Genomic DNA, 24,942 nt, shown 5'->3' with positions numbered 1-24,942 from the left:
CGCTGCGCTTCAGTCGAGAGGACGATTTTAAGAGGGGTCGTCATTTCGAGCGTAGTCGAGAAATCTTTGAACCAGTAAATTGTATAATTAAAAAAATTAAGTTCAAAGATCTCTCCGTTTCGCTGCGCTTCAGTCAAGAGGACGACCTTTGAGCAATAGGGGGGCACACTCTCAATTAAACGACCAACCATTTTCATCAGCAGTTAAATTCCTATTGATAACCCTTAGCCTGCAGGTTAAAAAGTTCTGCATACCTGCCTTCCTGTTCCAGTAGTTCTGCGTGTGTACCTGATTCCAGAAGTGTTCCCTGATCTAAAACTAAAATCCGGTCGGCTAGCCGGGCGGTAGAAAAGCGATGCGAAATTAACACCGCAGATTTTCCCTTTGTTAATTCGGCAAAGCGTTGAAAAACTTCATATTCTGCACGGGCATCCAAAGCAGCAGTAGGTTCATCGAGGATTAATACCTGTGCCTCTTTCATGTAAGCCCTTGCTAAAGCCACCTTTTGCCATTCGCCGCCAGAAAGTTCTATGCCATCATTAAATTTCCTACCCAACCATTGTTGGTAAGCCCCTGGCAACTTAGCTGCGAGTTGATCTGCAAGACTTTCTTCTGCAGCTTTTTTAACCAGTTGCTGGTTGTCGATTTCTTTGATATTTCCAACGGCAATATTCTGGTAAAACGTCATTTGGTAACGGATATAATCCTGAAAAATAATACCGAGATTATGTCTCAAATCATCCAGATCATAAGATTTTAAATCTTTTCCATCCAATAAAATCCGACCTTCTGTTGGATCATATAATCGGGCAAGAAGCTTAACCAAGGTGGTTTTTCCTGCACCGTTTTCACCAACCAATGCCAGTTTTTCGCCCGGGCGAAGTTCAAAGCTCAGGTTCCTGTTCGCCCACCTGGTGGAATTATGGTATTGAAAGCCTACATTTTCAAATACGAAGCCCGTTTGAATGGGGTTAGGGAAAGGAATTGCATTTTCTGGCTTGGTGATTTTAGGTTTAATCTCAAAAAAATCTATAAAATCATTCAAATAAATAGCACCCTGTGATACAATGGTAAACCTGGATAACATGGTTTCCATTAAACTGCTTAATTGTCTAAAAGAACCTGCTAAAAAAGTTAAGCTTCCAACTGTTGATTTTCCGATTACGGTATTGTAAATGATGAAACCGTAAGCTGCATAATAGCCCAGGGTACCCAGCACGGAAAAGAAGGTACCCCAGCCTGAACGCCTGATGGCCAGTTTGCTGTTGTCTGCATAAAATTGGTCAGACAGCATTTTAAAACGCCCAATCACGAAATCAGAAAGACCAAATATTTTAACTTCTTTCGCTGTTTCATCACTTGCTCCCAGATAACGCAGGTAATCCAGTTCCCTGCGCTCAGGTGTCTGACTTCTGGATAGGGCATAGTTTTTACTGTTGAAATAAGATTCGCCCAAAAAGGAGGGAACAATGGAGAGCAACAGCAATAGAATCAACCATGGATTAAAGGCTATGAGTCCGGTGAGGAGAAAGGCTATGGAAATAAAATCCTGAATCTGGCTCATGACTTGTGAAAGTAATACCGTTCGGCCTACGGTTTGTTGCCTTGCACGTTCCAGTTTATCGTAAAATACAGAATCTTCAAACTGATCCAGATCCAGTGTTGCCGCATGTTGCATAATGCGCATCGATGTGTAATTCGAGAATAAATCACCCAACAAACTATCCGTCAGGTTAATCATTCTGTTTAATCCATCAGTAACAATAGCAAGTGCAAATTCTAAAGCCACCAGCTCCCAGAGTTTTTGCAAATCTCCATTACCGATATGACTATTTAAGGAAACCACCTCATCGATAATGAGTTTGCCTACATATAATAAAGCAACCGGCATTGCCGATCTTAGAAGGCGAAGGATGAAACTGATGCTCGTTTTACTCGGACTGCTTTTCCAAACCAATTTGAAAAAATCTGGTAAATTTTTGAGTGAGGTAAGCCTGTCTTTGAAGGATATGTTTTCTATTGAAATGGTATTTCTGTTTTTTGCCATAGGTAGGGAAGCGCATGCAAAGCTAAACTTATTGCAGCATTTGAGATTCAGTTGCTTGTAAAATCTTTAGATAGTTAAGTTTGCATAGAAAACAAAAAATAAGCGTTTAATGATGATGAAATTCACAAAAGAATATCATAATTTGCTGCTCTAAATTATTTAAAGCTCACATGTTTAAAGCTGTTTTTTCATTCAATGGCAGGATTCGTCGGACCGAATATGCCTTAACACAAATTTTTTACCTGATTTTTTTATATACGATCATGGCTGCTGCCGAGGCACCTGGTAATGAATTAATTGGATTACTTCTACTCCTGCCCATTTATATCTTAATTGCTCAAGGTGCTAAACGCTGCCATGACAAGGGAAAATCAGGATGGTGGATGCTCGTGCCGTTTTATGGTTTCGTAATGCTTTTTGGTGCGGGAGACTATGGCCCGAATGAATATGGTGATAACCCAAAAGGCGAGGGAAATGATGAATTTCAAGATCCTTTTACCTCAGAATTTCAATCCAAGATTTAAGTTTAGTGAACGGTATATTTTATAGTTGAATAACTCCTTCCATATTGATATTTTAGTGTTGACAACTTTCTATGCAGCCTGATCATATGTAAAGCTGAAAATTAACTTTCTAAATGATAAATTTGTAAAAAAAACAGATGATGAAAATTATAAAACTCTTAACCAGTACATTCATGTTTCTTCTATTAATGAATGTTGCCAAAGCGCAAACCACCACTGCTGATTTATTGAAAGAGTGGGAGCGTGCTAAAACTTACACTTCGGAATATTTAAATGCCATGCCGGAAACAGGTTATGCATTGAAACCTACACCAGAAATGAGGTCTTTCGCTGAACAAATGTTACACCTGGCAGCAGATAACTATGTTTTTGCCGCTGCAGCTACAGGTGAGAAAAGCCTGGAAGGCAAAGATGAGTTAGAGAAAACCAGTGAGAAAACAAAGGCTGTAGTGACTAAAAGTGTGTTAGAGAGCTATGATTTTATGATTGCGACCATTAAAAAGATGACTCCAGCTCAATTGAACGAAAAGGTGAAACTTTTTGGTCGTTTTGATATGAGTCGTGAACAGGCCTTAGGTAAGGGATTTGAACATCAAACCCATCACCGTGGACAAACCACTGTTTATTTGCGATTGGCTAAAACCACTCCACCTCAAGAAAAATTATTTTAATTTAGTTAAGCCATTAACTTCGATAAAATCCTCACAACTAAATTTAAAGGGCGGAAACTTCTGATCTACACCTTGTAAGCCTTCTCTTTTTTAGCTGGTGTTTTCAAATTATCTATACCATCACTAGCAGCTTTGAGAGCCTAAAGGGAATTTTTCACTTCAGCTTCCGATAATGAATTACTCGATTTTTTTAATTATAGTAATAGTTAATGTCCAAATCTGTTTCCTTTTCACTTTTTGATGCAGCAGGTGTTTTCAGTTTGTTACTTAACAATGTTTTATCGGCTTGATTGGTAGATGCTATTAACGGATCTAAATGATTTTTGCACTATAATTTTAAATTAGGGATCAGGTTTAAAAAAGCCTGAAAATTGGCTTTATATTTTTTCTTGTCCAGTTTAAAGTAAAAGGCACCTTTCTTTGATCCCGATTTATCTTTTTCCTCAAGTTTGATCAATAAACCAGTAGAACTGATTTTTCTGCTGAAATTCCGGGTGTCTATTTTGGTGTCGTTCACTTCCTCAAATAGCAATTGTAACTGTGGAATGGTAAACTTTTTAGGTAACATTTCAAAAAGGATAGGGTGGAGGGCAGCCTTGTAGCGTAATTTTTTCCGGGCATCAGCAACCATTTGAGCATGGTCGAAAATTAGCTTCGGACTTTCATTCACTAAAAACCATTCTGCGTGATATTCATCACTCAATTGCGCTTCATATTTATGAATATCAATTAAAGCAAAGTAGCCTACCGATAGCGTACGTTCAATAGGATCACGATCAGGCTCACCATAAATTTGCAATTGTTCGAGGTAAATCCCTTCCAGACCGGTGTTTTTTTTTAAAACCCTGTTGGCCGCATCATCAGGACTTTCATTAGCACCCACAAATCCACCGATTAAACTCCATTTATTAATCTCAGGTTCTAACCCGCGCTTCACCAGCAATAATTTAAGGCGCTCTCCGTCAAAACCAAAAACAATGCAATCTACAGCCACCAGGTAATGCGGTTGGCCTGAATATTCTATCATGCTGAAATCAAATTAAATGTGCCTGAATATCTTCAAAATTTTGCGAAAATAGAAATTATCATTAAATTATTAAATGTCATTTTGACAAATAATAATTTATTTATACTTTAGCAGAATTCAAATCCCATTTTATAGCCAAACATTCTAATCAATAATATAATATGAGTACAACATTTGATCTTGATTCAAATCCGCACAGAAGACTCAATATTCTCACTGGAGAATGGGTTTTGGTATCACCGCATCGCACCAAGCGGCCATGGCAAGGTAAGGTTGAAGATGTAACGGCTGATAACCGCCCGGAATATGATCCTAAATGTTATCTGTGCCCGGGAAATGATCGTGCAGATGGCGATGTCAATCCGGATTATAAGGAAAGTTTTGTCTTTAAAAATGATTTTTCAGCCCTGCTGGAAGATACACCTGCTGCCGGCATGAACGATGACGGTTTATTGGTGGCGCAAAATGAGCGTGGCATCTGTAAGGTAATTAGTTTTAGTCCTAAACATAATTTAACCCTGCCAGAATTAAGCGTTAGTGAAATTACTGCGGTTGTAGACTTATGGCAAAAAGAATTTAACAGCCTTTCTGAAAATGAATGGATCAAGTATATCCAGATTTTCGAAAATAAGGGCGAAATTATGGGTTGCAGCAATCCGCATCCACATGGGCAAATTTGGTCGCAAAGCGAAGTGCCAATGGAAATTGTGAAAGAAACCGAGCGCCAGAAAAATTACTATGCCGTTCATCGGGAAAGTTTACTATCTGCTTACCTTAAAATCGAATTAAAAAAGAATGAAAGAATTGTTTACGAAAATGAACATTTCGTTGTGCTGGTGCCATTCTGGGCAGTCTGGCCTTACGAAACCATGATTATTAGTAAACGGCAAGTGAATAGCATTAAATATTTTAATGGTGTAGAGAAAGCAGCTTTGGCAGATGCAATAAAGATGCTTACGATCAAATACGACAACCTTTTCGAAACCTCTTTTCCTTATTCCGCAGGAATGCATCAAGCACCTGTAAACGGTGGGGATCATCCGGAATGGCACTGGCATATGCATTTTTATCCGCCATTGCTGCGTTCAGCTACGGTGAAAAAATTTATGGTCGGTTATGAAATGCTTGCGAACCCTCAGCGTGATATTACACCAGAATTCGCTGCAAATCGCCTGAAGGAATTGTCGACAGAACATTATAAATTAAAACTAACCAAATAAACATAATTAAGAGCGAATGGATATTGAGCGTTTAAAAAGTGCATTTAGAGGTATTTACCAAACTGAACCCATCCTGGTTAAATCTCCGGGAAGAATTAATATTATCGGTGAGCATACCGATTATAATGGTGGCTTTGTAATGCCTGCGGCCATTAATAAGGCCATTTATGTCGCAGTATCAAAAAGAGATGATGAGGAAATTCACTTATATTCTGAAAGTTATCAGGCATCATATGCTTCCTCCATTACTGCAATAGAAAAATCTGATCTTGGTTGGGCAAACTATGTACTGGGCGTAGCCGATCAATTGGTTAAAAGGGGCTATAAAATTAATGGTTTCAACCTTTATTTAGATGGAAATGTTCCTTTAGGTGCGGGGCTTTCCTCCTCAGCTGCCTTGGAGTGTGCAACGGCCTTTGCGCTTGACCACCTGAATGATCTGGGTATTTCACAAATGGATCTGGCTTTAATTTCCCAAAAAGCTGAACATGTGTTTGCTGGCGTAAACTGTGGTATTATGGATCAGTTTGCTTCTGTTTTTGGTAAGCAGGATCATGCTGTTTTACTGGATTGCAGAACGATGGAATATGAATATATACCTTTGGAATTGAAAGGTTATAAACTTGTTTTGCTCAACACAAACGTAAAACACTCCCTTTCTGATTCTGCCTATAACCAGAGAAGATCTCAGTGTGAACAAGGCGTAGCCTGGATTAGTGCACATCACCCTGAGGTAACCAGTTTAAGGGATGCCAATATAAACATGCTGGAGGAGTTTGTTAAGCCAAAGGATACGGAAGTTTACCAGAAATGTAAATATGTAGTAGAGGAAATCGGCCGGATTCAAAAAGCAGCGGAAGCACTTAAACAAGGTGATTTAGTGGCATTAGGCAAGCTCATGCTCGAAACGCATGAAGGCTTAAGTCAGCAATATGAAGTGAGTTGTAAGGAACTGGATTTTCTGGTTGATTATGTGAAAGATTTAGATCATGTTCTTGGTGCCAGGATGATGGGTGGCGGCTTTGGTGGCTGTACCATCAACATTGTAAAAGATGAAAATATCGACGCTTTAATTTTAGAGGTAAGTGCCCTTTATGAAAAAGAATTTGGTTTGTCGCTTGATGCATATGTGGTAGAAACAGCAAACGGATCAGCGCTAATCGATGCTTAAAGCTTAGGTTTTTGAAAGATCTTGAAATAAAAAAAATAGAATTTAATATGCCATCCGGGCTGGTTAAATAAAACCTAAACAAATACATGAATGAAAAATAATATTCTGGATACAAAAGATTACATCGTATTTGCGGTGTACTTTGTGATTGTAGCAGCCTATGGCCTTTACATTTACAATAAGAAAAAATCTGTATCAACAGGCTCAAAAGATTACTTTTTGGCCGAAGGGTCGCTTACTTGGTGGGCTATTGGCGCTTCACTAATTGCTTCGAATATCTCAGCCGAACAATTTATCGGGATGAGTGGTTCGGGATTTAAAATGGGATTGGCCATTGCCACTTACGAATGGATGGGAAGTTTAACCCTTATCGTGGTTGCGGTGTTCTTCATTCCGGTTTACCTTAAAAACAAAATTGCCACCATGCCACAATTTCTTCACCAGCGCTATAATGGTACTGTTGCAATGATTATGGCTGTTTTTTGGTTGCTCTTATATGTAGTGGTTAATTTAACTTCTATCCTGTATTTAGGTGCATTGGCCGTAAGCAGTATTTCTGGTTTCAACCTGGAACTGTGTATGTATGCCATTGCAGCCTTTGCCATCATCATTACTTTAGGTGGGATGAAGGTAATTGGTTATACCGATGTTATTCAGGTGTTCTTCTTAATTTTAGGTGGTTTGGCTACAACCTATCTGGCGCTTAATCTCGTGTCTACCCATTACGGAACAACCGGTATTTTCGAAGGTTATCATCTAATGAGCACTAAAGCATCAGAGCATTTTCATATGATACTAAAACCTGATAATGAAAATTATATCGATTTACCAGGTTTGAGCGTACTTATCGGCGGGATGTGGATTGTAAACCTGAATTATTGGGGTTGCAATCAATATATTACTCAACGTGCTTTAGGTGCGGATTTAAATACCGCAAGAGGTGGTTTATTATTTGCTGCTTTTTTGAAATTGTTAATGCCGATCATTGTGGTGCTTCCGGGTATTGCAGCCTATGTACTTTATAAGGATGGTGCATTCCAGACAGAAATGTTGCAGAATGGCTCTGTAAATCCAGATCGTGCTTATCCGGTATTGCTGAACTTACTTCCTGCAGGTTTAAAAGGTTTATCATTTGCGGCATTAACAGCAGCTGTGGTAGCTTCTTTAGCGGGTAAGGCAAACAGTATCGCCACTATTTTCACCCTTGATATTTACAAAAAAGTAATCAATCCGGCAGCAACAGAAAAGAACCTGGTATTGACCGGAAAAATTTCCATCATTGTGGCAATGATTTTGGGCGTATTAATTGCACCGCATTTGGGGATTGATAAAAAAGGTGGTTTCCAATACATTCAGGAATATACTGGTTTTGTTTCGCCAGGTATTTTCGCCATGTTTATTTTAGGTTTCTTTTGGAAAAGAACCACTTCAAATGCTGCTTTATTTGCAACGATAGGTGGTTTCGGTATGTCGTTATTGCTTAAGGCTTTGCCAAAGTTAACAGACCTTTCCTGGTTATCTGGTTTAGGCTTTTCTGTGAAAAATGCAACAGGAGTTTATGAAATTCCTTTCCTTGACAGAATGGGCTTTGTATTTGTATTCTGTATCATTGGTATGATCATCATCAGTTTATTTGAAAACAGAAAAGGCGTGAATCCTAAAGGGTTGGATATCGATGTTAAAATGTTTAAAACCAGTACCAGCTTTGCCGTTGGAACATTACTTATTATTGGCTTATTGGTTGCGCTTTACAGTGTTTACTGGTAAGATATTAAGTCATTAGAACGATAAAAAAAAGGATAGCATCTTATGACGCTATCCTTTTTTTGTTTAGGAGCTATAACCTTTGGTTTTAAAAATATATAAGGTATAGCGGTTGATTTCTAATAACCAATAAAATGATCAGAACGTATGTTTTTTAAATAGCAGAATCTTTTAACGCTGAAGACGTGGTCTTTTAGATTTGAATGCTTCGTTTGTTCTTGGTTTTGGAGCTGGCTTTTTAGGCGCAACTTCTTCCGATAACTTAACGGTAATCACATTTCCTTTAAATGTTTCTCCATTTAGCATAGAAATGATGTTTTTAGCATCATCTAAACTTTCAACCTCAATAAAGGCATAACCTTTGCATTTTCCTGTAGCCCGATCCCGAACAACTTTAATCGTATCAATTTTACCATGGAGACTTACAAAAATTGCTAAATCCATTTCCTGAATATTGTCTGCCAGGCCACCGACGAAAAGCTTGTTCATTTTTAGAATATTATGTTGTTATTGATATCGCCTTTGATAACGTTTTCGCCAGCATTATGTTTTATGTTAAATTGTTTTGCAAAATAAAAATTTATAATGATGAAAACAAAACAGATTTTAACTTAAAAGCTGCTAATTCTCACATCATCATTAATTTGCATGAGTTTGACATGGAATTTATACGCGCATTAGTGTATTAAAGGTTATAATGAATTCTAACTAAGCCCAAATTGTCGAGCAGCTATGCTGGAATGACGAAACCATATGACCAATAACCATTTTGGATGATGTTTTCTGCTCAATAAAAGCTTCTCTCCATTTGATCGACTAGAAAATTTGCTATTAAGATTAACATTCTTTAACGAAGCTGAAAAGCAGTTTTAAACATTACGGCAAGAATTTTGTTAAATGTTCATCTATAAAAAAAAGATAAGATTATGAAATTTTACAAATCAATCCCGATAATGCTCTTGGCTGGAGTGATGATTTCTGGTTGCGTGAGCAATAAGAAATATACAGAACTTCAGGACACTTACTCTAAATTAAGAGAAAGAAATCAAGAGTTAAGTAACAAATACCAGGATAGCCAGCGAGAGCTTTCAGGTACCAGTAGCAGAGTGAAAAGTCTGGAAGAGCAAATTGCCTCCGAAAAATCGAATGTTGTCGCTTTACAGGATGCCTTGAATAAATGCTTAAACTCCAGCAGCCAGGGTAATGTTAATATCTCCAAACTCGTGGATGAAATTAACAGTTCAAATCAATATATTAAGCAATTGGTAAATGCCAAAAATAAAAGTGACTCACTTAATATGGTGTTAACCAACAACCTTACCCGTTCTTTAAGCAGAGAAGAACTTAGTGATGTTGATGTTCAGGTACTCAAAGGTGTAGTGTATATTTCATTGGCTGATAACATGCTTTATAAATCTGGTAGTTATGAAGTATCTGATAAGGCTGGAGAAACCTTAAGCAAAATTGCCAAGATCATTAAAGATTACAGTACTTATGATGTATTAATTGAAGGTAATACAGATAATGTTCCCATCACACAGCCTAATATCCGCAATAACTGGGATTTAAGTGCACTAAGAGCTTCATCAGTGGTTCAGGTTTTGCAAACTAAGTATCAGGTAGATCCAAAGCGATTGACTGCAGGAGGCAGAGGTGAATTTAATCCGGTTGCTGATAACAACACGCCAGCAGGGAAGGCACAAAATAGAAGAACTCAAATTATCATCACGCCTAAACTGGATCAGTTTATGGACTTAATTGGTAAAGCTCCAGAGCAATCACAAAAATAAGATTCATTAGTAGATGGGCAGTCTTTTTAAAGGCTGCCCTTTTTTTGTGCTCTTATTTTTGATTGATGATCAATTTTATTGCTTTATAGATTTTAGCAAGCATAAAAACTAAAGTGTCTTTGATTTACATCTTCAGATTAATTTCGGTTATTGATTAATTCAGCATCTATTAATAAGGTTAACATTTAAGATGCTTTTAAAGGAGTACAAAAAAAGAGTAGATGTTCTTCCGTTTGAATAATTGAAACTTATTAGACACAAAAAAGCCTCAACTGGTGGTTGAGGCTTAATTTTGTTTATGCGCTATATGCTTCCTTGGCATAAGTTTTTAAATATTTTTTAAGCATTTCTCTCGCCACATGGATTCTGGTTTTTACTGTTCCCAGTGGAATCTGTAATTCATCTGCTATTTCATGATATTTAAATCCTTCAAAATATTTAATGAATGGAACACTGTAAACTTCTGGTAAATGATTTAATGCTTTCTGAATATCATCTACAATCATTTTACCTACACTTCCATTTCGCTCAGAACTGTACATTAAATTTGCAGATGAAATTTCATCATCTTGTGTAATTAATGTTTTTGCTTTTGCTGATTTACGATAATTGTTAATGAATGTATTTTTCATTATCACAAATAGCCAGCCTTTGAAATTCGTACCTTCTTGAAAGTTCTGATAGAATCTAATGGCTTTCAACATCGTGTCTTGAACCAAATCGTTCGCATCTTCAATATCTTTTGTGAAATTTAAAGCATGCATCTTAAGCGAAAGGGAGTGGCTGTTAACCATGTTGTTAAATTCAAACTGTGTCATGATGTTTTAGGTTAAGGATGTACTTTCAAACGAACAATAGTTATACCAAAAGATCCTGATGATATCTTTGGTCTGATTACTTATTCGGATCAAAAAATGGTTTTATAGCTACTTAAATGCGGTTTTTAGGTATTGAGGGTTGTCTGTTCATTTCTATATAGCGTATAAATACGGGTGTTTATACTCACATAAAATCTACCGTTTTAGTGTGTGATTGTTCAGCTGCTCAATTTTTAATACAGCATTTCTTTAAAATTATTTTCCATATTCAACACTTTTTTTAGTAAATCAATAGCAGGTTGCAATGAGTAAGGTTAATTATTAGAATAGAAAACCATTGCATTCAATTCTTGTTTTAAAGCTTGTGTAACCTGAATGCTAATAATTTTTTTAAATCATATTATCTTAATGCTTTAAATGTGTTGTATTTGAGTATTCAGTTTATAAGATTCACCGTATTAATAAATTAAAATAATTAAGGAAAAGCCAAGGTTAAAACCTTTATATATAAGTATGGAAATTGATATCCACAAAAGAAAAATAGGCTTAAACTTTAATGAAAGAGGCGCAGCAGAAGTCTACCTATGGGCACCGTATTCGAGCAATGTTTATTTGATAACCAATAACTTAAAACTTCAACTGATTAAGCAAGATTATGGGTATTGGTTTTTAGAGACGGATCAAATCGCTGATCAAGACTCTTATTGCTTTGAAATGATCCCTTTTGCGCAAGCAACAGATCAGCCATCAGAAACAAAACATTTACAGCGGTCAGATCCAGCTTCATTATGGCAAAAGGAGGGGGTAAACGGAAAATCCATTGCCTATAATTTAAATGGATTTAAGTGGGAGGATCAAGACTGGAATGGAATTCCACTGGAAGAATTTATCATTTATGAACTTCATACCGGAACTTTCACTGAAAATGGTGACTTTAAATCCATAGAAAATAAGATTCTATATTTAAAAGAATTGGGCATTACGGCAATCGAACTGATGCCTGTTGCGCAGTTCTCTGGAGAAAGAAATTGGGGTTATGATGGCGTTTTCCCTTTTGCTATTCAAAACTCATATGGTGGCCCTGAAGCATTGAAGCACCTGATCAATATCTGCCATATAAATGGTTTAGCTGTCATTCTTGATGTGGTTTACAATCATATGGGACCTGAAGGGAACTATTTCAATGATTTTGGTCCATATTTTACAGATAAATACCAAACCCCCTGGGGCCAGGCCATTAACTTTGATGATGCCAACTGCGATCCTGTTCGGAATTACTTCATTGAAAATGTTTTGATGTGGTTCCGGGATTTTCATGTGGATGCCCTTCGTTTAGATGCAGTACATGCGATTAAAGATTTTAGCAGCACCCATATTCTGCAAGAAATTAAGCAATATGTAGATCAACTTTCTGCACAAAATGGAAAAAGCTATCAGTTAATTGTTGAATTGGATTTAAATGATCCAAAATATATTAATCCAACTAATAAAGGTGGATATGGTATGGATGCGCAATGGGCTGATGAGTTTCATCATGCACTTCGGGTTGCTGCCGGACAAGAACCGAATGGATATTATGCTGAATTTATTGGCATTGAGCATCTCGCAAAATCTTATGAAGATGCTTATGTTAATGACGGGCAATATTCACCACACCGGCAGAAAAAATTCGGTGCAAAGGCAAAAAATAATACGGGAAGACAATTTATCGTTTTTTCACAAAATCATGATCAGGTGGGGAACAGGATGCTTGGTGAACGAACCAGTGAACTGTTGAGTTTCGAAATGACAAAATTACTTGCAGGAGCAGTATTTTGTAGTTCATTTTTACCCCTCATTTTTATGGGAGAAGAATATGGGGAAACCAATCGTTTCCAATTTTTCACTAGCCATAGTGATCAAGACCTGATTGAAGCGGTGAGAAAAGGAAGGAAGTCTGAGTTTGCTGCTTTTCATCATGGAGAAGAAACACCTGATCCGCAAAGTGATACTACCTTTTTAACATCTAAATTAAGTTGGGACAGGATAACGCAAAAACCCCATGAAAGCCTGCTTAAATTTTATAAGGCGCTCATTAATTTGAGGAAAACCTATAAAGTAATGTCTGTTTTGGATAGAAATCATGTTAAGGCAATCGCACTGGCTGATCAAAACTGTTTGATTTTAGAACGCTGGCACGAAGACGAAAAAATTCTGTGTCTAATGAACTTTTCTGATCATGAACAGACGCTGAACCTTAAATATAGCTTTCAATATCAAAACATTTTTAACTCCGCATCAGTCTTGTGGGGTGGAATAAGTGTTGACGATTCCATACCAACAAATAATAAAATAACCCTTTTACCTGAATCGATCCAAATTTTTCTTTGTAAAAATGTATAAACCTTCAAGCACTTACCGAATCCAGTTTAATAAAGATTTTCCTTTTAAATCGCTTAATCATATCGTTCCATATTTAAAAGAATTAGGGATAGATACTATATATGCTTCACCCATATTTGAGGCTTCCCCTGGAAGTATGCATGGTTACGATACGATTAATCCGCATAAAATTAACCCCGAAATAGGAACAGAAGAAGAATTATATCAGCTTGCTGCAAATCTGAAAGCTGCCGGAATTGGCTGGCTGCAAGATATTGTGCCCAATCATATGGCATTCCATACGGGTAATGCATGGCTGATGGACATATTAAAAAAAGGAAAAGAATCCGCATATGCCGCCTTTTTTGATATTGATTTAAAGCATGAAAAACAACTGATGGTACCTTTTTTAGGTGAGGACCTGAATGATGCTATCGCAAATGCAGCGCTAAAGTTAACGGAGGAAAATGATGCGTTTTATGTTAATTATAGTGGAACGATTTGGCCGTTAAGTGATGACACTTCTAAAAAACTCAGAGATAAAAATATAGCTGATATCAATAGTAATCCTTCAGCATTGCTGGAAATTCTAAATGAGCAGCATTACCGCCTCTGTAACTGGCAGGAAACCTTTTATAAAATCAATTACAGGCGATTCTTCACCGTAAATAGCTTAATCTGCTTAAACATTCAGGATAAAGCCGTATTTGATACTTACCACGAATATATTTTCAATTTTGTAAATGAAGGTGTTTTTCAAGGATTAAGAATAGATCATATTGATGGACTTTACGATCCGAAGATGTATCTAGATAGATTAAGAGAATCTGTAGGTGATGATGTATACGTGGTTATTGAGAAAATTCTAGAATACGACGAACAATTGCCGCAAGATTGGAATACCCAGGGCAATACAGGATATGATTTTCTGGCGATCACCAATAACCTTTTCACCAATCAATCCGCTCAGCAATCATTTGATAAACTATATCAAAAAGTAACAGGTAAAGCGCAGGATCTGGATGTATTGATTCATGAGAAAAAAGAAACCATTCTTTATGAACACATGAGTGGCGAACTTGATAATTTATATCAGTTGGCTAAAGATCTAAATTTAATTTCAGATACCGATGAAGACGAAATTGGTACCGATATGATTAAAAAAGGAATTGGGGAAATGATGATTCAAATGCCCGTTTACCGCTATTATGATTATCAGTTTCCTTTAAAAAATGAATCATTAATTCAAGTTACGGAATTAATTTCCGGCGTAAATCAGCAGGATGAATTAAAAGCAGCTGGTGCATTTTTAGCGAAAATTCTTATTGAAAAGCCTTTACAAGGAAATGTAAACTACCTTGAAAACATCGGTAAGTTTTACCAGCGTTGTATGCAGTTTACTGGTCCACTAATGGCAAAGGGGGTAGAAGATACTGTAATGTTTACGTATAACCTTTTTGTTGGCCATACTGAAGTTGGCGATGCACCGCATGCATTTGGAATTTCTATCGAAGATTTCCACCAGAAAATGAAAGACAGGCAGGCGCGATGGCCGCTTTCGTTAAATGGAAGTGCTACTCATGATACCAAAAAGGGGGAGGATGTAAGGGCACGATTAAATGTGTTAACAGATCTTCCAAATGAATGGATTGATTTGGTAGAAGACTTATTGAAGACCACTGAGCAGTTAAAAAAAGAAAATGAATCTTTTAAAGATCTGCATCAGAATGATATGTACCTGGTTATTCAAACTATCTTAGGCGCTTTACCCATGCCTGGCGAAGATTCAGATCAAATCAGTGAGCGTTTAGCACAATACATTGAGAAAGCTTTAAGAGAAGCTAAAAAACGATCGGACTGGGCATCGCCGGATGAAGATTACGAGCAAAATGTAAAAGATTTTGCTAATGCATCATTGAATGAGGAAAATGTCGCCTATCAAGTCATTCAAAAATTTATTAGCAAGATTGCAGATTTTGGCATCATTAATAGTTTATCTCAGTTGTCGTTGAAGTTTACTTGTCCTGGGATTCCGGATGTTTATCAAGGAACGGAATTATGGGATTTGAGTATGGTAGACCCTGATAATCGCAGGCCTGTAGATTATGAAAAGAGACTTGATTTTCAATCTGCAAAAGATGATCAAAGTTTACAAAATCTATGGGATGAACGCTATTCTGGTAAAATAAAACTCTGGCTAACCCAGCGCCTCGCAATCCTTAGAAAAAAACACCAGCAACTTTTTGAAAATGGTGAATATATTCCGCTTCAGGTTGAAGGGAAATACAAACAAAACGTAGTTGCTTTTGCCAGGAAGCTTCACAATGAATGGCTAATTGTAGTAACTCCGTTAGGATTAGCTGCATTAGTAAACGACGAATCAGCGCCAAATCAGTTTGATTGGGCAGATACTCAAATTATTCTTCCAGCAAATGCCCCAATTGAATGGGATGATTTAATTACAGAAAAATCGGGTGTTAAGGATATCCTGAATAAGGGGATTCTGATCAATCAGCTGCTAAGTGAAGTGCCTGTTGGATTAATCAAGCTTAAAACTAAACAGAACAATAGGTCGGCCGGCATTTTAATGCATATCAGTTCATTGCCGTCTGCTTATGGAATAGGGGATATTGGTACTGAAAGTGAAAAATTTATAGAATTTTTGGCCAATTCTAGTCAAAAATTCTGGCAAATATTACCTGTAAATCCTACTAAGGCTGGAAATGGCCACTCACCATATTCCAGTAATTCTGCCATGGCGGGTAATGTATTGCTAATTAGTCCGGATGTTCTTTTATCAGATGGTTTGTTAAATGAAGCAGATTTGGAAAGCGTGAAAATTGAGTTAACAGATCAAATTGATTATGATCGTGTTGAAAGTAATAAATACCATTTACTAAAAGTAGCCTATCAGAATTTCAGGCAATCAACAAATCCTTCTCTAAAATCTTCTTTTGAAGTGTTTTGCGAAGAAGAACAAAGCTGGCTACATGATTTTGCATTATACGTAGCCATTAAAGCAAATCACCATCAACTAGAATGGTACAATTGGCCAGATCTATTTAGAACAAGTGATAAAAAGACTTTGGCTGAATTTAGTAATCAGTTTGCGGATGATATTGATGAGATTAAATGGCAGCAATTTATTTTTTTTAAGCAATGGCATCGCCTTAAGGATTATGCCAATCAAAATGGTATACAGATGGTAGGCGATTTGCCTTTCTATCTGGATTTGGATTCAGTGGAAGTTTGGTCTCAACCTTCATTATTTAAATTGGATATAGATTTAAAGCCACTTAAAGTTGCTGGAGTTCCTCCTGATTATTTCAATGAAAATGGTCAGCTTTGGGGAATGCCCATCTTTAACTGGGCTGCCATGAAGGCTGAAAAGTATGCCTGGTGGATCAATCGCCTTAAAAAAAATATGGAACTGTTTGATTTATTAAGGTTAGACCATTTCAGGGCTTTTTCTTCCTTTTGGGAAGTGGATGCAGGTGCTGAAACAGCAGTTCATGGTAAATGGATTGACGGACCTGGAGAAGAATTTTTTGATATTATTAAGCATGCGCTCGGTCATTTGCCATTTATTGCTGAAGACTTGGGAGAAATTACCAATGATGTAGAATTGCTTCGAGATCAATTTGAACTGCCTGGGATGAAGGTGTTGCAATTTGCTTTTGGAGGCGATTTAATCACTACAACGCATATTCCCCATAATTTTAATTCCACTAATTGCCTGGTTTATACAGGTACTCACGATAATAACACTTTATTAGGCTGGTTTAAAGCTGAGGCAGATGCAGATATAAAGAAAAGACTGGATAACTATTTTGGGTTTGAGGTTAATGAGAAAAATATCAATCACACACTTTTAAGAGCTGTATATTCCTCCAGTGCTAAAATTGCAATTATACCTATTCAGGATATTTTAAATCTTGATGAATCTGCAAGAATGAATAAGCCCGGTGATGGATCTGGAAACTGGAAGTGGCGCTTAACCGGGCAAATGTTAGATTCTGAATTAACAGAATGGCTGAAACAAGCAATAGAATTGTACAATAGAAATTGATAATATGATCTTTGTATAGGTTTGCATTGTTTAGTAAGGTAATGATTCAGTGATACTTTGATAAATAAAAGCAATTCTGAGATAAATAGAATTTCATCAACATAACTATTCAATAAAACAACAATTAGTAAATGTTCTATTAATACGGAAAGGTATCAAAAATGTTAATTTCAAAGATCGATAATCACATAAGTATATATTATATCTCCATTTATGTCTGATAGTATTGACTTTTTTTAAGTAAAATGAATATTTTTATGTGTGGTTTTAAATAAAAAATGATTTTATTTAAAATTATTTAATTGATAATCAGGTGTTTGTGTTATTGTATCCATCTGACGCAAACTTTTACATAATTTAACAGTTCTACTTTATCTTTTCTTGAAAAAATATATATATTTGTTCTTACCCTTTCGAGGGTATGTTTTTCATAGGTAGATGTAGGGTCGAATACTTGTATTCGGCCCTTTTTTTGTGTAAAAGTGTTTTTATAACGTATTTTTGAAGATGATAAAAAAGAAAGTAGTGGTAGCCATTACCGGAGCCAGTGGATCAATTTATGCTAAAGTTTTATTTGATAAATTAATTGAACTTCAGGATCAGATTGAAGCAGTTGGTGTGGTGATGAGTGATAACGCTAAAGAGGTATGGCAATTTGAATTGGGTAATCAAAATTATGCGGACTATAACCAATTTACTTTCTTTAATAAAAATGATTTTAATGCACCTTTTGCGTCAGGCTCTGCTAAATATGATACCATGATCATCGTTCCATGTTCAATGGGTACATTAGGAAGAATTGCGCATGGTATATCAAATGATCTGATTTCCAGAGCTGCAGATGTGATTTTAAAAGAACGTAGAAAACTGATTGCCGTAGTAAGAGATACGCCTTTTAGTTTAATTCACATCAATAATATGAAAACCGTAACTGAAGCTGGAGGAATCATTTGTCCGGCAAACCCATCGTTTTATAGTTTGCCTAAAAGCATTGAAGAAGTAGCGGGTACGGTAATTAGCAGGGTATTGGATTTGGCTGGTTTTGAGCAACAAAGTTATCGCTGGCAAGAAAAATAACCCTTTTCGGAATTCCTTATTCTTCGTCTATGATTTGTCAGTTCTCCAAATACGAAACTGACAACTTCGAACTTATTTCTTATCTTTGCAGGCTCAATGAAAAAGGTCGCATTTTATACATTAGGTTGTAAATTAAATTTCTCTGAAACTTCAACAATTGGTCGATTATTCACCGATGCGGGGTATGCTGTGGTAGAATTTCAAGATCAAGCTGATGTATATGTAATCAATACCTGTTCAGTTACTGATCATGCCGATAAAAAATGCCGTAAGGTTGTTAAGGAAGCCTTAAAATACTCTCCAAACGCTTTTGTCACTATTGTTGGGTGTTACGCCCAGTTAAAACCACAGGAAATTGCAGGAATTGAAGGTGTAGACATGGTTTTGGGTGCTGCTGAAAAATTCAGAATTGTTGAGTATATCACTGATTTAACCAAACAGCCAAAAGCGGTGGTTCATCAGCAAAATATAGAAAAGGTAAACCATAATTTTATCGCCTCTTATTCTATTGGCGACAGAACGCGTACTTTTTTAAAGGTTCAGGATGGATGTGATTATCCCTGCACCTATTGCACTATTCCTTTAGCACGGGGGGCAAGCCGTAGCGATACCATCGAAAACGTAGTCAACCGGGCAAAAATGATTGCTGAAAGTGGTGTGAAGGAAATTGTACTTACCGGAGTTAATCTGGGCGATTTTGGAATCCGAAATGGTACCCGTGAAGATAAGTTTTTTGATTTGGTTAAGACCCTGGATGAAGTAGAAGGAATTGAAAGAATCCGAATTTCATCTATCGAACCCAATCTTTTAAGTAATGAAATTATCGAATTTGTAGCAGCTTCAAAGCGATTTGTACCTCATTTTCATATTCCCTTACAATCTGGTTCTGATAAGATTCTAGGTTTAATGCGTCGTCGTTATCGTACTGATCTTTATGTGGAACGTGTGGCAAAAATTAAATCAGTGATGCCACATTGCTGTATCGGTGTCGATGTAATTGTAGGCTTCCCTGGTGAAACAAAGGAAGATTTTCTGGATACCTATCAGTTCTTAAATCAACTGGATATTTCTTATTTGCATGTATTTACCTATTCTGAACGAGAACTTACTGCTGCGGCTGATATGAAAGGCGTAGTAACCGGTAGTGAACGGAATGAAAGAAGTAAAATGTTGCACATTCTTTCTGATAAAAAACGTCGTGCTTTTTATCAATCACAGATTGGTACTGATGCTGAAGTGCTTTTTGAAGCCGATCAAAAAATGGGTTATATGCATGGTTTTACTAAAAACTATGTTAAGGTACGTGCAAAGTATGATCCTATTATGGTAAATGAACTCAAAGCAGTTAAATTACTAGAAATGACGCCTGAAGGTGAAGTTGAAGTAGCTGAATTGGAAACAGTTTACGCGCATCATTAGTATTTTAAATTATCATGCTGAATTAGTTCGGCGCCTATTCGGATAAGATCTTGAAACAAATTCAGGAGGACGACTTTTCGTAAATGCAGGCATTCCTTAATCAAATCGTCATGCTGAATTCAGTTCAGCACCTTTTTAGATCAGATCCTGAAACAAGTTCAGGAAGACGATTCATCTAGTAGATCTTCTTTAGAGTATGCACGACCGATTAATCTACTTTGCGGAACCTACGAAGGAGATTGCTTCAGCAGATGAAGAATCTGATTCGCAATGACGGATTTTAAGGAGAATAGTCATTGCGAGGAGGCACGACGAAGCAATCTATTTAACTAAATCTACGAAGGTTTTTAATAGGTATTTTTAATCGATTCGTCATGCTGAATTTATTTCAGCATCTATTTAGATCAGATACTGAAACAGTTCAGGAAGACGATTTTTCTAATAGATCTTCTTCAGAGTATGCACGACCGATTAATCTACTTTCGGAACCTAAGAAGGAGATTGCTTCAGCAGATGGAGAGTCTGCTTCGCAATGACGGGTTTTGAGGCAGATCGTCCTTGCGAGGAGGCACGACGAAGCAATCTAATTTGCCTTTAGTCTTTCCGCTTTAGCCTTTCAGCTTTCTTTCCTATCTTCGCAACAAATTATTTGTATGTTTCCTACCGTCTCCCATTTTTTAGAATATTTATTTGGCATTAACCTGCCATTGCCGTTTAATACTTTTGGTGTTTTTGTAGCGCTAGCCTTTGTTGCTGGGTATTGGGCTTTTACCAAAGAATTACAGCGGAAAGAAGCATTAGGCATTCTTCATCCCATCACTAAAACGGTGGTAGTTGGAAAGCCTGCTACCACTTCTGAGCTTATTATGAATGCGCTGTTTGGATTTTTAATAGGCTATAAACTGGTATATGCCTTGTTAAACTATTCATTATTTGTAAGCGATGCGCAATCCGTTCTAATGTCTGCTAAAGGAAACGTGATCGGTGGTTTACTATTTGCCGCCCTGTTTGCCTATTGGGATTATAAGGAAAAAGATAAATATAAATTAGATGCACCTAAAGAAACAAAAGTAACCATACATCCTTACCAGCTCATGAGCAATCTCATTGTGTGGGCCGCAATCTGGGGTTTTTTGGGTGCCAAGTTTTTCGATAACTTAGAATATTGGGATGATTTTGTACAACATCCAATTGAACGTTTACTTTCATTCAGTGGTTTAACCTTTTATGGCGGATTAATTTGTGGCGGGGCAGCTGTACTTATCATTGCAAAGAAAAATGGAATAAAGCCTTTACATATGCTAGATGTAGGCGGTCCGGGAATGATGCTGGCTTACGCCGTTGGACGTATTGGCTGTCATTTATCTGGAGATGGGGACTGGGGAATTGTGAATTCAAATCCAAAACCTTTCTCTTGGTTACCAGATTGGTTATGGTCGTATACTTATCCGAACAATGTAGTGGGCGAGGGGATTCCTATTTCTGGCTGCACAGGTAAATTTTGTAACGAGTTGGCTCAGGGAGTTTATCCCACACCTATATATGAAGTAATTGTATGCTTAATTCTTTTTGCCTTCTTGTGGAGCATCCGAGATAAAATAAAAGCTCCTGGATTGATGTTTGGGATTTATATGATTTTGAATGGAATTGAACGTTTTTGTATCGAATTGATTCGTGTAAACTCTAAGTACCACGTATTTGGATTGTCATTTACCCAGGCAGAAATGATTTCAACTTTTCTGGTAATCGGAGGAATTGCTTTAAGCATCTATGCATTAAGAAATAAAAACGAATTGAGTTAAATCTATCTTCCAAGTATCTCCAATCCATTTTGATAAAAAAATATGAATTACGAATTAATATGTAATAAGGTTATCTCAATAGTGAAGTTAACCGGGAACTTTATCCGTAAAGAATCTTTACAATTTGATGCCAGTAAAATCGAATACAAAGGGTTGAACGATATGGTTTCTTATGTAGATAAAACAGCAGAACAGAAACTGGTTCAAAACCTGGAAAAACTTATTCCGGATGCTGGTTTTATTACAGAAGAAAAAACGATCAGCAGAGTAGGTAAAACTTATACGTGGATTATTGATCCTCTTGATGGTACCACAAACTTTATTCATGGAATTCCTGCATATGGTATCAGTGTAGCCTTATATGAAGAAGGTAAGCCGGTAATCGGTGTGGTTTATGAACTTAATCGCGGTGAAATGTTTTACTCATTTAAAGGCGGAGAAGCTTTTATGAATAAAAAACAAATCCGCGTTTCTACCAATCCAGATTTACCTTCTAGTTTGCTGGCTACTGGTTTTCCATATTATCAGTTTGATAAGCAGGCACAATATTTAAAGTTATTGGAAGAAATGATGCAGAAAAGCCATGGCGTTCGTCGGATTGGCGCTGCTGCAATTGATTTGGTTTATACCGCTTGTGGCCGTTTTGATGCTTTTTTTGAATACAATCTTCAACAGTGGGATTTTGCAGCAGGGTGTTACATTGTACAACAGGCAGGTGGAGAGGTATTTGATTTCTCTGGTGGTAATGATTACTTTGAGAAAAGAGAGATCCTGGCTACTAATGGAAAGCTTACTGGTGAAATGCTAGCAGCTATTAAGCAGTATTTTTAATAAAAACCATTTCTTTATAAACGGTTTTTAAACATAAGCTAAATAAATACCTTATGTTTCTTATAAGATGAAATGGTATAGTATGATAAACAAGTTGAGCTTATTATGGCCTCATTGTGATAAGCGACTGAATAAATGAGTTAATATTGGTGGGGCGTACTTATTTGAGGGGTCTATAAGATCAAATAAAAAAAGGTCTTGGTTTAAACCAAGACCTTTTTACTATGTATGTACTATGAAAAATGCAGAATTTTAAAGCGCTTCAGATACGACATCAGTAACTTCAGGTACCATTCGTTGTAATAAATTCTGAATACCCGATTTAAGGGTGATGGTTGAAGATGGGCAACCACTGCAAGAACCTCTTAATTCTACAGTTACCACGCCTTCATCAAATGATTTATAAGTAATCGCACCACCATCCTGTTCAACAGCAGGACGAACATAGTCATGAAGGATTTGCTGAATTTTAATTTCTGTTTCTGTACCTTCAAAAGACGGTGCTTCCTCAGAAGTTACTTCTTTAATTTTTAATTCAGATTCTACAGCACCTTTTACAAATTCTTTTAAAATCGCTTCAATATCCGCCCATTCTGCATCATCTGTTTTAGTAATGGTCACAAAGTTGCTTGCAAAAAACACACCCGTAACAAAGTTGAACTTAAATAATTCCTTCGCGAAAGGAGAATGATCAGCACTTTCCTTTGTTGCGAAATCCTCGCTACCATTAATCAGCAATTTATTCACCATGAATTTCATGGTAGCTGGATTAGGAGTCTGTTCTGTATATACGTTAATCGTCATGTCTTAATCAATTTGAATAAACAAAATTAACAATTACTCATCAATAAAGCCTTTGCAGGCTGTCTGTTTAGCGTCAATTTAATAGGCTAATAAATGCCTGTATAATTGAAAGGGGTAATGGTTCTTAATTGTTCTTTTACTTCCTCCTCAACAGCTAATCCTTCAATAAATTCAGCAATACTCGCTGCATTAATTTTTGAGTTGGTTCTGGTTAGTTCTTTCAACGCCTCATATGGATTAGGGAAGTTCTCTCTACGTAAAACCGTTTGAATGGCCTCAGCAACAACTGCCCAATTATCATCTAGATCTGCATGTAGAGCGGCTTCATTTAGTAAAATTTTATTTAATCCCCTTAAAGTAGAATGAATAGCAATTAAGGTATGTCCAAATGGAACGCCAATATTTCTCAATACGGTTGAATCTGTTAAATCCCTTTGTAAACGTGAAATCGGTAGTTTAGCCGCAAAAAATTCAAATAATGCATTGGCAATGCCAGCATTGCCCTCAGCATTTTCAAAATCAATTGGATTTACCTTGTGAGGCATGGCCGATGAACCAATTTCTCCTGCTTTAATTTTTTGTTTGAAGTAGTTTTTAGAAATATAAGTCCAGATGTCTCTGTCTAAATCAATGATGATGTTGTTAATCCGCTTTAAGGCGTCACACTGGGCCGCAAACTGATCATAATGTTCAATCTGTGTAGTATGTTGTGCCCTTGTTAAGCCCAAAATTTCGTTCACAAAATGATTGGAGAAATTCACCCAGTTTACCTGCGGATATGCAATATGATGTGCATTGAAATTGCCTGTTGCGCCACCAAACTTTGCACTATTTGGAATCGACTTTAAATTCTCCAGCTGAATGTTTAAACGATCAGCAAAAACAAGAAACTCTTTCCCTAATTTAGTTGGAGAAGCGGGCTGACCATGCGTATGCGCTAGCATTGGAATATCTTTCCATTCTGCAGCAAGGGCTTCTATTTTAGTTATTAATGTGGTTATTGCCGGATAATAGCTATCATTCAACGCTAATTTTATAGAGTAGGGGATAGCGGTATTATTAATATCCTGGGAAGTTAACCCAAAATGAATAAATTCCTTAAACTCTTGAAGTGCCAGGTTGTCGAATTTATTCTTGATAAAATATTCCACTGCCTTTACATCATGGTTGGTTACTTTTTCAGTCTCTTTAATTTCGAGTGCATCACTTTCCGAAAAGTTCTCATGAATATTACGAAGTGCAGCATAATGGTTTTTGTCGAAATTTTCCAGGCCGGGCAAGTTTGTTTCACATAAAGAAATAAAATATTCAATTTCTACAAAAACACGATATTTGATTAATGCTTCTTCAGAGAAGTAGGCTGCTAAACCTTCAGTAGTTTTTCTATATCGGCCATCAATTGGCGAAATGGCTTGTAGTGATGTTAAATTCATTATGCGGATTATATTTTTGCCGCAAATTTACTACAATTGGTGGGATTTTAGGACTTTCATCTTTAAAGAAATCCCGTAACAATGAAAAAAGTGGCTATTAAATAGATCCGTCCT

General features: G+C 36.7%; 18 protein-coding genes. 12 read left to right on the top strand and 6 right to left on the bottom strand.

The window, feature by feature from the left end:
- Nucleotides 1–211 precede the first annotated feature (211 nt).
- Entirely contained in the window at nucleotides 212–2,047 is a 1,836-nt protein-coding gene (locus EV200_RS17810; protein WP_132535069.1) for an ABC transporter ATP-binding protein, read from the bottom strand.
- A gap of 170 nt (nucleotides 2,048–2,217) precedes the next feature.
- Between EV200_RS17810 and EV200_RS17805 the strand changes: the two genes are divergently transcribed.
- Nucleotides 2,218–2,571 (top strand): DUF805 domain-containing protein, encoded by a 354-nt coding sequence (locus EV200_RS17805; RefSeq protein ID WP_132535067.1) that lies wholly within the window; start codon nucleotides 2,218–2,220, stop codon nucleotides 2,569–2,571.
- A 137-nt stretch (nucleotides 2,572–2,708) separates the two neighbouring features.
- A complete protein-coding gene (locus tag EV200_RS17800; RefSeq protein ID WP_229676690.1) occupies nucleotides 2,709–3,242 on the top strand; it encodes a DinB family protein in 534 nt (177 codons plus the stop codon).
- A gap of 328 nt (nucleotides 3,243–3,570) precedes the next feature.
- Here EV200_RS17800 and EV200_RS17795 read toward each other — a convergent pair whose 3' ends face one another.
- A complete protein-coding gene (locus EV200_RS17795) occupies nucleotides 3,571–4,269 on the bottom strand; it encodes an NUDIX hydrolase (RefSeq protein ID WP_132535065.1) in 699 nt (232 codons plus the stop codon).
- 161 nt (nucleotides 4,270–4,430) lie between these two features.
- Between EV200_RS17795 and EV200_RS17790 the strand changes: the two genes are divergently transcribed.
- The 3 genes from EV200_RS17790 to EV200_RS17780 all read left to right on the top strand — a co-directional run bounded on the left by EV200_RS17790 (nucleotide 4,431) and on the right by EV200_RS17780 (nucleotide 8,427).
- Nucleotides 4,431–5,489 carry a UDP-glucose--hexose-1-phosphate uridylyltransferase gene (locus tag EV200_RS17790; protein WP_132535063.1) on the top strand — a complete coding sequence of 353 codons (1,059 nt, stop codon included), beginning with the start codon at nucleotides 4,431–4,433 and terminating at the stop codon, nucleotides 5,487–5,489.
- Nucleotides 5,490–5,505: 16 nt separating this feature from the next.
- Nucleotides 5,506–6,660: a galactokinase gene (locus tag EV200_RS17785; protein WP_132535061.1), complete on the top strand. Its 1,155-nt coding sequence runs from the start codon at nucleotides 5,506–5,508 to the stop codon at nucleotides 6,658–6,660.
- A 90-nt stretch (nucleotides 6,661–6,750) separates the two neighbouring features.
- On the top strand, nucleotides 6,751–8,427 hold the full coding sequence (locus tag EV200_RS17780; RefSeq protein WP_132535059.1) for a sodium/sugar symporter: 1,677 nt from the start codon (nucleotides 6,751–6,753) through the stop codon (nucleotides 8,425–8,427).
- A 168-nt stretch (nucleotides 8,428–8,595) separates the two neighbouring features.
- Here EV200_RS17780 and EV200_RS17775 read toward each other — a convergent pair whose 3' ends face one another.
- Nucleotides 8,596–8,913 carry an RNA recognition motif domain-containing protein gene (locus EV200_RS17775; protein ID WP_132535057.1) on the bottom strand — a complete coding sequence of 106 codons (318 nt, stop codon included), beginning with the start codon at nucleotides 8,911–8,913 and terminating at the stop codon, nucleotides 8,596–8,598.
- Nucleotides 8,914–9,350: 437 nt separating this feature from the next.
- Between EV200_RS17775 and EV200_RS17770 the strand changes: the two genes are divergently transcribed.
- The gene (locus tag EV200_RS17770) at nucleotides 9,351–10,214 is read left to right on the top strand and encodes an OmpA/MotB family protein (protein WP_132535055.1); all 864 of its coding nucleotides are present in this window, start codon (nucleotides 9,351–9,353) and stop codon (nucleotides 10,212–10,214) included.
- Between the two features lie 296 nt (nucleotides 10,215–10,510).
- On the opposite strand, the gene EV200_RS17765 is transcribed toward EV200_RS17770, so the two are convergent.
- Nucleotides 10,511–11,032 (bottom strand): RNA polymerase sigma factor, encoded by a 522-nt coding sequence (locus EV200_RS17765; RefSeq protein ID WP_132535053.1) that lies wholly within the window; start codon nucleotides 11,030–11,032, stop codon nucleotides 10,511–10,513.
- Between the two features lie 513 nt (nucleotides 11,033–11,545).
- On the opposite strand from EV200_RS17765, the gene treZ reads away from it, so the two are divergent.
- The 6 genes from treZ to EV200_RS17735 all read left to right on the top strand — a co-directional run bounded on the left by treZ (nucleotide 11,546) and on the right by EV200_RS17735 (nucleotide 22,591).
- Nucleotides 11,546–13,414 (top strand): malto-oligosyltrehalose trehalohydrolase, encoded by a 1,869-nt coding sequence (gene treZ / locus EV200_RS17760; protein ID WP_132535051.1) that lies wholly within the window; start codon nucleotides 11,546–11,548, stop codon nucleotides 13,412–13,414.
- Nucleotides 13,407–17,462 (top strand): malto-oligosyltrehalose synthase, encoded by a 4,056-nt coding sequence (gene treY, locus EV200_RS17755; protein WP_132535049.1) that lies wholly within the window; start codon nucleotides 13,407–13,409, stop codon nucleotides 17,460–17,462. The genes treZ and treY overlap by 8 nt, the downstream gene beginning before the upstream one ends.
- Before the next feature lie 507 nt (nucleotides 17,463–17,969).
- Nucleotides 17,970–18,539: a UbiX family flavin prenyltransferase gene (locus tag EV200_RS17750; protein WP_132535047.1), complete on the top strand. Its 570-nt coding sequence runs from the start codon at nucleotides 17,970–17,972 to the stop codon at nucleotides 18,537–18,539.
- 96 nt (nucleotides 18,540–18,635) lie between these two features.
- Nucleotides 18,636–19,958, top strand: a complete 1,323-nt coding sequence (mtaB, locus tag EV200_RS17745; RefSeq protein WP_132535045.1) for a tRNA (N(6)-L-threonylcarbamoyladenosine(37)-C(2))-methylthiotransferase MtaB — start codon at nucleotides 18,636–18,638, stop codon at nucleotides 19,956–19,958.
- A 653-nt stretch (nucleotides 19,959–20,611) separates the two neighbouring features.
- Nucleotides 20,612–21,760 carry a prolipoprotein diacylglyceryl transferase gene (locus EV200_RS17740; protein ID WP_132535043.1) on the top strand — a complete coding sequence of 383 codons (1,149 nt, stop codon included), beginning with the start codon at nucleotides 20,612–20,614 and terminating at the stop codon, nucleotides 21,758–21,760.
- 42 nt (nucleotides 21,761–21,802) lie between these two features.
- On the top strand, nucleotides 21,803–22,591 hold the full coding sequence (locus tag EV200_RS17735) for an inositol monophosphatase family protein (protein WP_132535041.1): 789 nt from the start codon (nucleotides 21,803–21,805) through the stop codon (nucleotides 22,589–22,591).
- Between the two features lie 252 nt (nucleotides 22,592–22,843).
- On the opposite strand, the gene EV200_RS17730 is transcribed toward EV200_RS17735, so the two are convergent.
- The gene (locus EV200_RS17730; RefSeq protein ID WP_132535039.1) at nucleotides 22,844–23,395 is read right to left on the bottom strand and encodes a NifU family protein; all 552 of its coding nucleotides are present in this window, start codon (nucleotides 23,393–23,395) and stop codon (nucleotides 22,844–22,846) included.
- Between the two features lie 86 nt (nucleotides 23,396–23,481).
- Nucleotides 23,482–24,828, bottom strand: a complete 1,347-nt coding sequence (gene purB, locus EV200_RS17725; protein ID WP_132535037.1) for an adenylosuccinate lyase — start codon at nucleotides 24,826–24,828, stop codon at nucleotides 23,482–23,484.
- Between the last annotated feature and the right edge of the window lie 114 nt (nucleotides 24,829–24,942).

It is taken from the genome of Pedobacter psychrotolerans, assembly GCF_004340665.1.
Classification (GTDB): Bacteria; Bacteroidota; Bacteroidia; order Sphingobacteriales; family Sphingobacteriaceae; genus Pedobacter; species Pedobacter psychrotolerans.
Note: the sequence above shows the minus strand (reverse complement) of the source record. Positions and strands in the feature narration are given on the sequence as shown.

Bases quoted from the DNA above. Each gene is read 5' to 3' on its own strand.
- EV200_RS17765 (WP_132535053.1), bottom strand. From the start codon at position 11,032: ATGACACAGTTTGAATTTAACAACATGGTTAACAGCCACTCCCTTTCG.
- EV200_RS17735 (WP_132535041.1), top strand. From the start codon at position 21,803: ATGAATTACGAATTAATATGTAATAAGGTTATCTCAATAGTGAAGTTA.
- EV200_RS17775 (WP_132535057.1), bottom strand. From the start codon at position 8,913: ATGAACAAGCTTTTCGTCGGTGGCCTGGCAGACAATATTCAGGAAATG.
- treZ (WP_132535051.1), top strand. From the start codon at position 11,546: ATGGAAATTGATATCCACAAAAGAAAAATAGGCTTAAACTTTAATGAA.
- EV200_RS17795 (WP_132535065.1), bottom strand. From the start codon at position 4,269: ATGATAGAATATTCAGGCCAACCGCATTACCTGGTGGCTGTAGATTGC.
- EV200_RS17810 (WP_132535069.1), bottom strand. From the start codon at position 2,047: ATGGCAAAAAACAGAAATACCATTTCAATAGAAAACATATCCTTCAAA.
- EV200_RS17800 (WP_229676690.1), top strand. From the start codon at position 2,709: ATGATGAAAATTATAAAACTCTTAACCAGTACATTCATGTTTCTTCTA.
- EV200_RS17750 (WP_132535047.1), top strand. From the start codon at position 17,970: ATGATAAAAAAGAAAGTAGTGGTAGCCATTACCGGAGCCAGTGGATCA.
- EV200_RS17730 (WP_132535039.1), bottom strand. From the start codon at position 23,395: ATGACGATTAACGTATATACAGAACAGACTCCTAATCCAGCTACCATG.
- mtaB (WP_132535045.1), top strand. From the start codon at position 18,636: ATGAAAAAGGTCGCATTTTATACATTAGGTTGTAAATTAAATTTCTCT.
- EV200_RS17790 (WP_132535063.1), top strand. From the start codon at position 4,431: ATGAGTACAACATTTGATCTTGATTCAAATCCGCACAGAAGACTCAAT.
- EV200_RS17805 (WP_132535067.1), top strand. From the start codon at position 2,218: ATGTTTAAAGCTGTTTTTTCATTCAATGGCAGGATTCGTCGGACCGAA.
- EV200_RS17780 (WP_132535059.1), top strand. From the start codon at position 6,751: ATGAAAAATAATATTCTGGATACAAAAGATTACATCGTATTTGCGGTG.
- EV200_RS17770 (WP_132535055.1), top strand. From the start codon at position 9,351: ATGAAATTTTACAAATCAATCCCGATAATGCTCTTGGCTGGAGTGATG.
- EV200_RS17740 (WP_132535043.1), top strand. From the start codon at position 20,612: ATGTTTCCTACCGTCTCCCATTTTTTAGAATATTTATTTGGCATTAAC.
- purB (WP_132535037.1), bottom strand. From the start codon at position 24,828: ATGAATTTAACATCACTACAAGCCATTTCGCCAATTGATGGCCGATAT.
- EV200_RS17785 (WP_132535061.1), top strand. From the start codon at position 5,506: ATGGATATTGAGCGTTTAAAAAGTGCATTTAGAGGTATTTACCAAACT.
- treY (WP_132535049.1), top strand. From the start codon at position 13,407: ATGTATAAACCTTCAAGCACTTACCGAATCCAGTTTAATAAAGATTTT.